At 63.6% G+C, this 8,726-nt stretch carries 9 protein-coding genes; 4 read left to right on the plus strand and 5 right to left on the minus strand.

Translation table 11 applies throughout. The annotated features are described in order from the left end of the window. Positions 1 to 89: 89 nt before the first annotated feature. Positions 90 to 1,700, minus strand: coding sequence for an adenylate/guanylate cyclase domain-containing protein (locus tag VFA16_RS11940; RefSeq protein WP_414687702.1), 1,611 nt, complete (start codon positions 1,698 to 1,700; stop codon positions 90 to 92). Between the two features lie 353 nt (positions 1,701 to 2,053). Between VFA16_RS11940 and VFA16_RS11945 the strand changes: the two genes are divergently transcribed. Further along, the gene (locus VFA16_RS11945) at positions 2,054 to 2,908 is read left to right on the plus strand and encodes a glycoside hydrolase family 16 protein (protein ID WP_324968011.1); all 855 of its coding nucleotides are present in this window, start codon (positions 2,054 to 2,056) and stop codon (positions 2,906 to 2,908) included. A gap of 174 nt (positions 2,909 to 3,082) precedes the next feature. Next, complete coding sequence (locus VFA16_RS11950) at positions 3,083 to 3,922, plus strand: glycoside hydrolase family 16 protein (RefSeq protein WP_324968012.1); 840 nt, start codon at positions 3,083 to 3,085, stop codon at positions 3,920 to 3,922. A 6-nt stretch (positions 3,923 to 3,928) separates the two neighbouring features. Here VFA16_RS11950 and VFA16_RS11955 read toward each other — a convergent pair whose 3' ends face one another. Then, entirely contained in the window at positions 3,929 to 5,296 is a 1,368-nt protein-coding gene (locus VFA16_RS11955) for a mannosyltransferase (protein ID WP_324968013.1), read from the minus strand. A 279-nt stretch (positions 5,297 to 5,575) separates the two neighbouring features. Between VFA16_RS11955 and VFA16_RS11960 the strand changes: the two genes are divergently transcribed. After that, on the plus strand, positions 5,576 to 5,956 hold the full coding sequence (locus tag VFA16_RS11960; protein ID WP_324968014.1) for an STAS domain-containing protein: 381 nt from the start codon (positions 5,576 to 5,578) through the stop codon (positions 5,954 to 5,956). Positions 5,957 to 6,033: 77 nt separating this feature from the next. After that, positions 6,034 to 6,465, plus strand: a complete 432-nt coding sequence (locus VFA16_RS11965; RefSeq protein WP_324968015.1) for an ATP-binding protein — start codon at positions 6,034 to 6,036, stop codon at positions 6,463 to 6,465. Here VFA16_RS11965 and VFA16_RS11970 read toward each other — a convergent pair. From VFA16_RS11970 to VFA16_RS11980, 3 genes are all read right to left on the minus strand, one after another. After that, positions 6,438 to 6,878 carry a response regulator gene (locus tag VFA16_RS11970; RefSeq protein WP_324968016.1) on the minus strand — a complete coding sequence of 147 codons (441 nt, stop codon included), beginning with the start codon at positions 6,876 to 6,878 and terminating at the stop codon, positions 6,438 to 6,440. The two genes, VFA16_RS11965 and VFA16_RS11970, sit on opposite strands and share 28 nt — an antisense overlap. Continuing rightward, positions 6,875 to 8,515 (minus strand): sensor histidine kinase, encoded by a 1,641-nt coding sequence (locus VFA16_RS11975; protein WP_324968017.1) that lies wholly within the window; start codon positions 8,513 to 8,515, stop codon positions 6,875 to 6,877. Before VFA16_RS11975 ends, VFA16_RS11970 begins: the two co-directional genes overlap by 4 nt. Continuing rightward, positions 8,512 to 8,726: SpoIIE family protein phosphatase (locus VFA16_RS11980; RefSeq protein WP_324968018.1), on the minus strand; the 215-nt coding region annotated here is incomplete at its 5' end. The genes VFA16_RS11980 and VFA16_RS11975, both read right to left, overlap by 4 nt.

Genomic DNA, 8,726 nt, shown 5'->3' on the forward strand with positions numbered 1-8,726 from the left:
ATCGCGGTCAGCGTGCTCGACGACGACCACCCGGAAGAGACGGGCTAGCGGTCCGCGCAGATGAGCCGAGAACAACGCCGGCTCAACATTCAGCACGGCCGGGAGACGGCCACCCGGGTCGGCTGGTCGCGTCCTCGTAGCATGACCTCTCTGTCAACGCGCCAGCAGACGCGCTCCGATTGGCCCGCGCACTCAAGGGCGTCGGCAGAAGCGAGGACGCGCCCGGGGCGCGATTTCGCCAACTCGCATAACCGCGCTGCCTCGTTGACGGGATCGCCGATAACCGTGTATTCGAACCGGTGCTTGGTGCCGACGTTGCCCGCGACGACTTGGCCGACGGTCACACCGATCCCAGCCGGACATTCCGGTACCTCCTTGCCCAGGCGATCCGCTATGGAGCGTGCCGCTGACAGCGCCGCGTCTCCTGGCTGCTCGAGTCGAAGCGGCGCACCGAACACGGCAAGCGCCGCATCACCCTGGAATTTGTTCACCAAGCCGTGGTGGCGATCCACTTCTTCGACGATGACTGCGAAGAACCGATTCAGCAATTCAACCGCCTCGATCGGCGCCGCGCGGGCCACCAACTGTGTCGAGCCGACGATGTCGACGAAAAGCACCGCAACATAACGCTCTTCACCGCCCAGTTGAATCTGTTGCTGTTCTGCAGCCTGGGCGACCTCGCGCCCGACATGGCGGCCGAATAGGTCTCGTAGGCGCTCGCGTTCGCGCAGCCCGCCTACCATCGTGTTGAATCCCCGCTGCAATTCACCCAATTCGGTGCCGTCGAAAGCCACCAGCCTGCAGCCGAAATCACCCTGTTCTACCTTTTTGAGTGCCGCTCGCACACCACGCACCGGCGTGGCCGTGAGCCACGACAGTATCCACGTCAGGCACAAGCCGGTGACGAGCATAATTACCGCCAAAATTATTACTGCGCTGGTGAATTGGTGTGCGGTGAGGTGCCACACAGATCGGGTGAAAACCGCGAACACAAGGATGCCCAATGCAGGTATGCCGGAGCCGAAAAACCATACGGATAGTGCCCGACCCATGATGCCAGGTGTGAACCGCCGCGGCACGGGGCCCGCCTCAAGCGCCTGCGCGGCTACCGGACGCAGTGCGAACTCGGTGAGCAGGTAGGCGTAGGCCGACACGATGATGCCGCTGAACCCGAATCCGAAGAGGCAGCCCGGAATGAATCGGGTGTTGACCGCGCCGTAAAGGCTGGTCAAAAACGCGGCTCCGACGCCCCACAAGATGAGGTGAATGGCCGCCAACCGCCTAGGCGCCACGAAAGTGTTGCGCTGATCGGTGCTGGTGGGTGGTCGACCCTCGATCGCCCAGCGCAGGGTTCCAACCAGCCGGCGGGTCATCCAAACGCCGCCCACCACTGAGCCGCAAAGGGCGTATGCCGGTGCTACACCGAACGTCAACCACGCCGGCGCGTCGATGAAGATACTCGGAACCGGGAAAGCAACCGTAGCCAGCAACACTGCCACGGCTATCCCGAGGATGTTGGCGACCAGGATCAATACGGTGAGGATGACCTGAACGCGGACCCGCCGTCGGTTCGGAGTTTCGTCCACCCGGCCCAACAACCATGTTCCGTATTCGGGCGTCTCGTGCAGTCGGCCACTCTGCTCTGTCAGCTTTTCCATCAGCCGGCTCAGCATCGGCGCAACCGGCGAGTTGGCAGTCACCACTACTCCCGCTGGTGGTCCGGGACCATATCGGTCTGCAATTTCAGCCACCACCCCTGGACTGGATTAACTTAACGGCTGATTCCCTCTGGCAAGGACCACGGAAGATTACCCGCTCGAACCGCCACGCATACGGCATCGGCAGCGGCAAATAGCCTGCTGAGCCCGCGCACGTCAAGCTTTATAGATGGTGCGTCGCAGCGCCGAAATACAGTCGTCAGGGTCGTGACGGTGCCGCGATGCGTTAACCCTTCAACCAGCCCGACTCGCTGACCTGCGGCGACGGGCCTGACGTGCGGCGCGGAGCCGGGTCCTGCTGCGCGATCGCCGCAGCGCATGGTTTCATTCGAGCTGTGGCTGAGTTGAATCGTCGCCGTCTGATGCTGATGACGGGGGTCGGTGTGCTGGCAGCCGCGATGCCCGTTCCCCCAGCTGAGGCATCGATGTCCGGACGGGATGCGCCCGCGGATCGGGTCTCGCCGCCAGCTGCGCCGCCCGGTAACACGGCCACGGGAAATTACCTTTTCCACGACGAATTCGACGGCCCGGCCGGCTCAGCCCCCGATCCGTCGAAGTGGACCGTGGCGCGCGCCCGCGAGCCGATGAAGGACCCGACGTTTTGGGAAAGACCGGAGAATGTCGGGCAATACCGCGACGATCGCCGAAACGTGTTCCTCGATGGCAAATCCAACCTTGTCTTGCGCGCCGCAAAAGACGGCCCGACCTACTACAGCGGCAAAGTCCAGAGCCCATGGCGGGGCGGCATCGGCCACACCTGGGAAGCCCGGATAAAACTCAACTGTCTGACCGCCGGGTGCTGGCCCGCCTTCTGGTTGGGCAACGATGATCGCGGCGAAATCGACATCCTCGAGTGGTATGGCAACGGCAACTGGCCATCAGCGACCACTGTCCACACGAAAGCGAACGGCTCGCAATGGGCGACTCACAACATCGCGGTGGACAGCGGCTGGCACACCTGGCGATGCCAGTGGGACGACGCCGGTATCCGCTTCTGGCAGGACTATGTTGACGGCGCCCAGCCGTACTTCACTGTTGCGGCCAACTCCATCGCGGATTGGCCGTTCAATGACCCTGGCTACCAGGCATTTCCAGTGTTGAACCTGGCGGTTGCCGGTTCCGGTGGCGGCGACCCGCGGCCGGGTACCTATCCGGCGGACATGCTCATCGACTGGGTGCGTGTGTGGTGAACGCCCGCGGGGTTTTCACCGCCCTTGGCGACGTGCGGGCCAGGCGCACCGTCGGATTGCGTTGCGCGGCTGGTGCTTCGCATGGTTTCATTCGAGCGCCGTTTGCGAACGTTGAGCCTACAGCGATTTGCGCCCTGTCTGATTCCCAGCCTGTTCCGATTGGTGGTATCTGAGATGGATCGTCGCAGCATGTTGTTGATGACGGGACTCGGCGCACTCGCAGCCGCGGTCCGGCTCCCGCAGGCGTGGGCGCACCCGCCTGCTCCGGACGCGCCGGTTCCCGTTCCGCCACCGGCCGCGCCGGCCGGCTCCTCTGGCGGGAACTACATTTTCTCCGACGAGTTCGACGGCCCAGCGGGCTCAGGTCCCGATCCGGCCAAGTGGACGGTGCAGACCTGGCAAGACGACGTGTTCCCGCCGGTCGAGGGCATATACCGCGCCCAAAACGTTTTCCTCGACGGCAATTCCAATCTCGTACTCCAAGCCACCCGAGAAGGCGACCAGTACTACAGCGGCAAAGTGCGAGGCAACTGGCGGGGCCCTATCGGCCACACATGGGAAGCCCGGATAAAGCTGGACTGTTTGTACCCCGGCCTCTGGCCCTCGTTCTGGACTGTCAACGAGGATCCCATGCCAGACGGCGAGGTCGACATCTTCGAGTGGTACGGCAATGGCCAGTGGCCACCGGGGACCACGGTCCACGCGGCATCCAACGGGAAAACCTGGGAAGGCAAATCGATCCCGGGCATGGTTGACAGTGCCTGGCACACCTGGCAAATGGCATGGTTGGAGGACGGTTTCCATTTCGCCCGCGACGGGGCACCGTACTTCAGTGTTCCGGCGAAACCCATCCCTGTTCACGGCAATCCCGACGACAAGCGGTGGCCGTTCAACAATCCCGGCTATTGGATGACCCCCATGTTCACCCTTGCAGTCGGTGGGGTTGGCGCCGGTGATCCTGCCGCGGGTACGTTCCCGTCGCAAATGCTCGTGGACTACATACGCGTCTGGTGAACTGCCTCAAGCTCGTTGCAACCGAATAACGTTGCTGCGGTGCAGGACCCATTCGCGGTCCACTTTGAACCCTTGCCGTTGAGCGATATTCACGACAGACGACGGTGTGGTGCGGTCGACGACTGCCCACAACACCGTGCAGGCCGCTAGCCGTGGCCGCACTGCGTCGCTGTCGAGCGGAAGGTCCTGCGTCCACAACTGGGCCGCATAGGGTCCCGGCACACCGGCCGCCACATCGTCGAGGCGAGCGAAGGCGTCTGGGCGTGCAGCGGCAGCCGCCCGCAGCGGTTCATGGGCTGCCGTGCCGAACGCGAGGCAGTCATGGGGTCGTGAATTGGCTTTGACAACACGGGCGATTTCCGAATAGTCAGCGCCGCCCGGTTTTCCGTATACGCTGCGTTGTGTCACGAACGCGGTGCTTGAAGTGACCGTGAGAACTGCCAGGATTACCACCAGGATTCGGGATCGCTCCCGTGCGATGGCTGCGGCACAGACCCCAAGCAGCAAGCCGAGGCCCGGCGCAGTGTACGTCAGATATCTCGGTGAGTAGATATCGGTTACGAGGGCCGAGTAGCTGACCAGAACCGCGGTCGGCACGACAACCCATGGCAGCGCTACCGCGAGAGCATCCCGGCCGATCTTTCTCGTGATGAGAAGCACCGATCCCCACGCCAACAGGATGACCGTTGCGCACATGAAAAGCCGTGAGCCGGTGAGCCATTGCTCCCAGATGACGCCGGTGAGGTAGCCGCCTCCGCCGATCCACCAGAGCTGGGTGTGGCGTTGCCGGGCCGCCAACGCAATAAGCGGCGACGCCAAGACGAGTGCCGCCGCCACCGCAAGGACAAAGGGCAACAGTTGCCGCCACTTTCGTGTCACGGACAGCGTGACGGCGTGCGCGAGCACCAACACGCCCAGATACACGTAGGTGACGATGGCCAGCGAGAGTGTCAGGGCGTACAGAACCCACAGCGCAGACCCGCGTCGAGCGGCAGCGATCACCAGAACCACTGTCAGCCACACCGCCACCGCGGCGGTCAACGCGTAGGACCGGGCCTCCACCGCCGACCACAGCGTGCGTGGCAGCACCGTGAACGCCACCGCCGCTGCCCACGCTGTGGGCCGGTCGGCCACCAGCTTGCCCAGCACAACCACGCCGGCCGCGGCGACGCCCACCGCTACTGCACTGGGAAGTCGCGCAGTGAACTCGTTGATCGGCACCCACGAGAACCAGGCGTGCATGGTCAGGTAATACAGGCCATGGACCGCGTCGAAGTTGAGCAACAATCGCAGGATGTCGATCTCCGACCGGTTCGCTGCAGCGACCGTGGCGGCCTCGTCGAACCAGAACGACGGCCGCCACGAAAAAAGCATCGCAAGAAGCGTGGCCGCGACAGCCGCTATCCAGGGATCGGCGCGGTCGGGCACGTGGACCCGAACGCGGCCCGGCGGCGGGTTGCCTTGACCCGGGGTGACAGAGCCACCATGTGGCTGCCCTGGATCGTTCATGACGGAAATGTTGTCATCGGTGGCCGCGGCGCCCTTCGTTGCCTGTCGTCTCTCGAGCGTCAGGCGGGGTTACGGCGGCAGGGGCGAGGCGGCTAGCGACCCTCCCGGTAGAATCTGCGGCCAAATAAACCGGTGGAGGTGGGGATGGGTAGGGGACCCGAAGTTACTGGTGACGCGGCGGGAAGCAGCTGCGCTATCGAAGAACGGCAAATAGGCGACATCAGCGTCGTGTCGGTCGCCGGCACAGTCGACATGCTCACCGCGCCGCAGCTCCAGCAAGCGATCTCGGCGGCAGGCCAGCGCCCACCCAAGGCAGTCGTCGTCGACCTGAAAGCCGTCGAATTCCTGGCCTCGGCCGGCATGGGCGTCCTGATGTCCGCACACGATGAGCTCACCCCGTCGGTGCGCTTCGCGGTGGTGGCCGACGGGCCGGTGACGAGCAGGCCACTCAAGGTCGTCGGCATCGCTGATGTCATCGATCTCTACCCGACCCTGGACGAAGCGCTTGCTGCCCTCACGAATTAAATTCCGACGCATCGGGTAGCCAGTTGTCCGAAATGTCAGCCGCCGAGGATTCACGCCAGCGCGCACACTTTGCGCGAATGAACGCCAGAGCCGACCCGTTGACGGCCGCGCTAATTCGCGAAGAGTTCTCTCGGTGGCTGCGAAAGCATTTCGCGCTCGACGCAGCCAAGATCAACGACGTCGTCCTGGCTGTCAACGAGGCATTGGCCAACGCGGCTGAATCCGCATACGCGACTGCCGATCAGCCGGGCGCCATGCACGTGCTCGCCGAATACGACCCCGCCGCAGCCGTCCTGTCGGTCACCGTGACCGACGAAGGTTCCTGGTTGACGGTCGACCCGCAAGCCCGCGATCTAGCCCGGGGTCGCGGTATCCCGTTAATGCGTGCCCTCGCTGACCGAGCCGTCATCGATGGGTCGCCCACGGGCACGCGGGTGCGCTTGGAATGGACCGGCATCGATGCGGTGAACACCTCGCCGGCTCATGAGTTCGGCAGTCGCACCACTTGAACGAAGAATTCGTCGATCTGCCGCACCGCGCTCATGAACTGGTCAAGGTCAACGGGTTTGGTGACATAGGCATTGGCGTGCAGCTTATAGCTGCGCAGGATGTCTTCCTCGGCTGACGAGGTGGTGAGAACGACGACCGGGATATGGCAGAGGTCCGGATCGGACTTGATCGTCTCCAGTAGTTGCCTGCCATCGTATTTCGGCAGGTTTAGATCCAGCAGGATCAGGTCTGGCCGGGGCGCACCTTCGAATTGCCCACGCTGGTAGAGGAAGTCCAGTCCCTCCTCGCCGTCGTGTGCCACGTGCAGCGTGTTTTTGATCTTGTTGTGTTCGAACGCCTCTCTGGTGATGAGCTCATCACCGGCATCGTCCTCGATCAGCAGGACGTCGATGGCTCGGGTGGCCGATGTCATTCGTGTGCTCCTTCCAGGAGTGCGGCCGATGTCTGCTCCGGCGTCGGCTCCGGTGTCTGCTCCGGCGCGGCGATGGGCACTGCAGGCAGAGTGAAGCGAAACCGCGTTCCTTCGGTGTATGAGGTGTCGATCCAGATGGTTCCGCCGTGGTGCTCGACAATCTTCTTGCAAAGCGCAAGGCCGATTCCGGTGCCGCTGTAAGTGTCTCGGCCATGCAACCGCTGGAATATGACGAACACCTTGTCGGTGAACTCTTCGGCGATGCCGATGCCGTTGTCGGTCACCGAAAAGAGCCACTTCTCGTCGCCGGGTTCGCAGTCGATGACGACTCGAGGGGCGACATTTTCTTGGCGGAACTTCACCGCGTTGCCGATAAGGTTCTGCCACACCATGACAAGCAGTGTCGGGTCGCCCTCGACTGTTGGCAGGGGATGCTCAGGACGGATGATCTGGGCATCGGACTCTTCAATCGCGGTGGCCAGGTTGGCTAGGGCGGTATCCAGCGCATCATTGAGGTCGACGTCGGTGTGTGTGGCGTTGAGTCGCCCTACTCGTGAGAAGGTCAGCAAATCGTTGATCAGCACCTGCATGCGCTTGGCGCCGTCGACGGCGAATCCGATGTATTCGGTTCCACGCTCATCGAGCTTGTCGCCGTAGCGCTTTTCGATCAGCTGGCAAAAGGATGCCACCTTTCGCAGCGGCTCCTGCAGGTCGTGCGAGGCGACGTAGGCGAACTGCTCGAGCTCGGCGTTGGACCGGCGCAACTCGAGTGCCTGCTCGTCGAGAGTCTCGCGAGCCGAGCGCGACGCATCGAGCTCCTCCACGATTCGCTGACGCATCTCTTCTACGTCGCGCGCGATGCCGCGGATTTCTTTCGGCCCTCTGGGGGCGATGCGTTCGCTGAAGTTTCCGGCGGTGATGCGCCGGCATGACGCGGCCAGCGCTGCAAGTGGACGGGTGACAGCGCTGCGCACCAGCAAAGCCAAAAGAATTGTCATGGCGAAGAATGCCGCCAACATGGCCGCCAGGACGGTGTCGCGCCAGCGGCGCACCCGGGTGAGCTCGTCGACCGCCGCGTCCCGGGCGGAGAGAAGGTGTTCGTTCTGCGCGTCGAAAAGGCCGCGCAGGCGGTCGAAGTCTGCCTTGCCCTGTGCGCTGTTGGTGGTTGCGGGATTGCTGCCGCCGCGGCTGACGCTTGCGATGAGCGGCTCGGCGTAGGTGCTGCGCCATGTCGCGGCGGCGTTTTCGATGGTCTGCAGGTCGTCGATCATGTTGTGGCGGTGGGCCATACGATCGCGGATGTCTTGGGCCGCCGCTTGCTCGTTGCGTTGTCCTTGGTAATACGGCATGAGGAATTGGCGGTCGGAGGTCATGACGTACCCGCGGACAGCGGTCTCCTGGTCGCGCAGAGCCGACTGCAATTGGTACGAGGCTACGCGCGCCGGCTCGATGTCATCCATGAGCTCACGTGATACATGGTCGGTGCGGGTCAGCAGCAGTCCGCCGGCCAGCGTGCCTGCGAGCACGACCACACCCATCACCGAGAGCACGACGTTTTGCCAGCCCTGCACGGTGAGGCGTCGAGCCCGCTGCCGGCTCGTGTTCTCCGCGCCGCCAGCCTCTATCGGTTCTCTCATGTCGGGATTCGCTCCACCCGCACGACGGCTATGTCGTCGCTGATGCCGCCGTGGGCCTGTGCTCGTCGCTCCACTTCATCGATGAGTGCGGCCACGAAGTCCGGCCCCGGCAACGCGGCAAACGATCGAGCCACCTCAAGCAGCCCTTCCTCACCTAGGCGCTCCCTGCCCCGGCCGGAGTGACCTTCGAACAGCCCGTCGGTGAGCAGCA

It is taken from the genome of Mycobacterium sp., from assembly GCF_035653355.1.
GTDB lineage: Bacteria > Actinomycetota > Actinomycetes > Mycobacteriales > Mycobacteriaceae > Mycobacterium.

Excerpts from the sequence above, each read along its gene's own strand:
- VFA16_RS11965 (WP_324968015.1), top strand. The coding sequence starts at position 6,034 with ATGAACGCCAGAGCCGACCCGTTGACGGCCGCGCTAATTCGCGAAGAG.
- VFA16_RS11950 (WP_324968012.1), top strand. The coding sequence starts at position 3,083 with ATGGATCGTCGCAGCATGTTGTTGATGACGGGACTCGGCGCACTCGCA.
- VFA16_RS11960 (WP_324968014.1), top strand. The coding sequence starts at position 5,576 with ATGGGTAGGGGACCCGAAGTTACTGGTGACGCGGCGGGAAGCAGCTGC.
- VFA16_RS11955 (WP_324968013.1), bottom strand. The coding sequence starts at position 5,296 with ATGCTTTTTTCGTGGCGGCCGTCGTTCTGGTTCGACGAGGCCGCCACG.
- VFA16_RS11970 (WP_324968016.1), bottom strand. The coding sequence starts at position 6,878 with ATGACATCGGCCACCCGAGCCATCGACGTCCTGCTGATCGAGGACGAT.
- VFA16_RS11975 (WP_324968017.1), bottom strand. The coding sequence starts at position 8,515 with ATGAGAGAACCGATAGAGGCTGGCGGCGCGGAGAACACGAGCCGGCAG.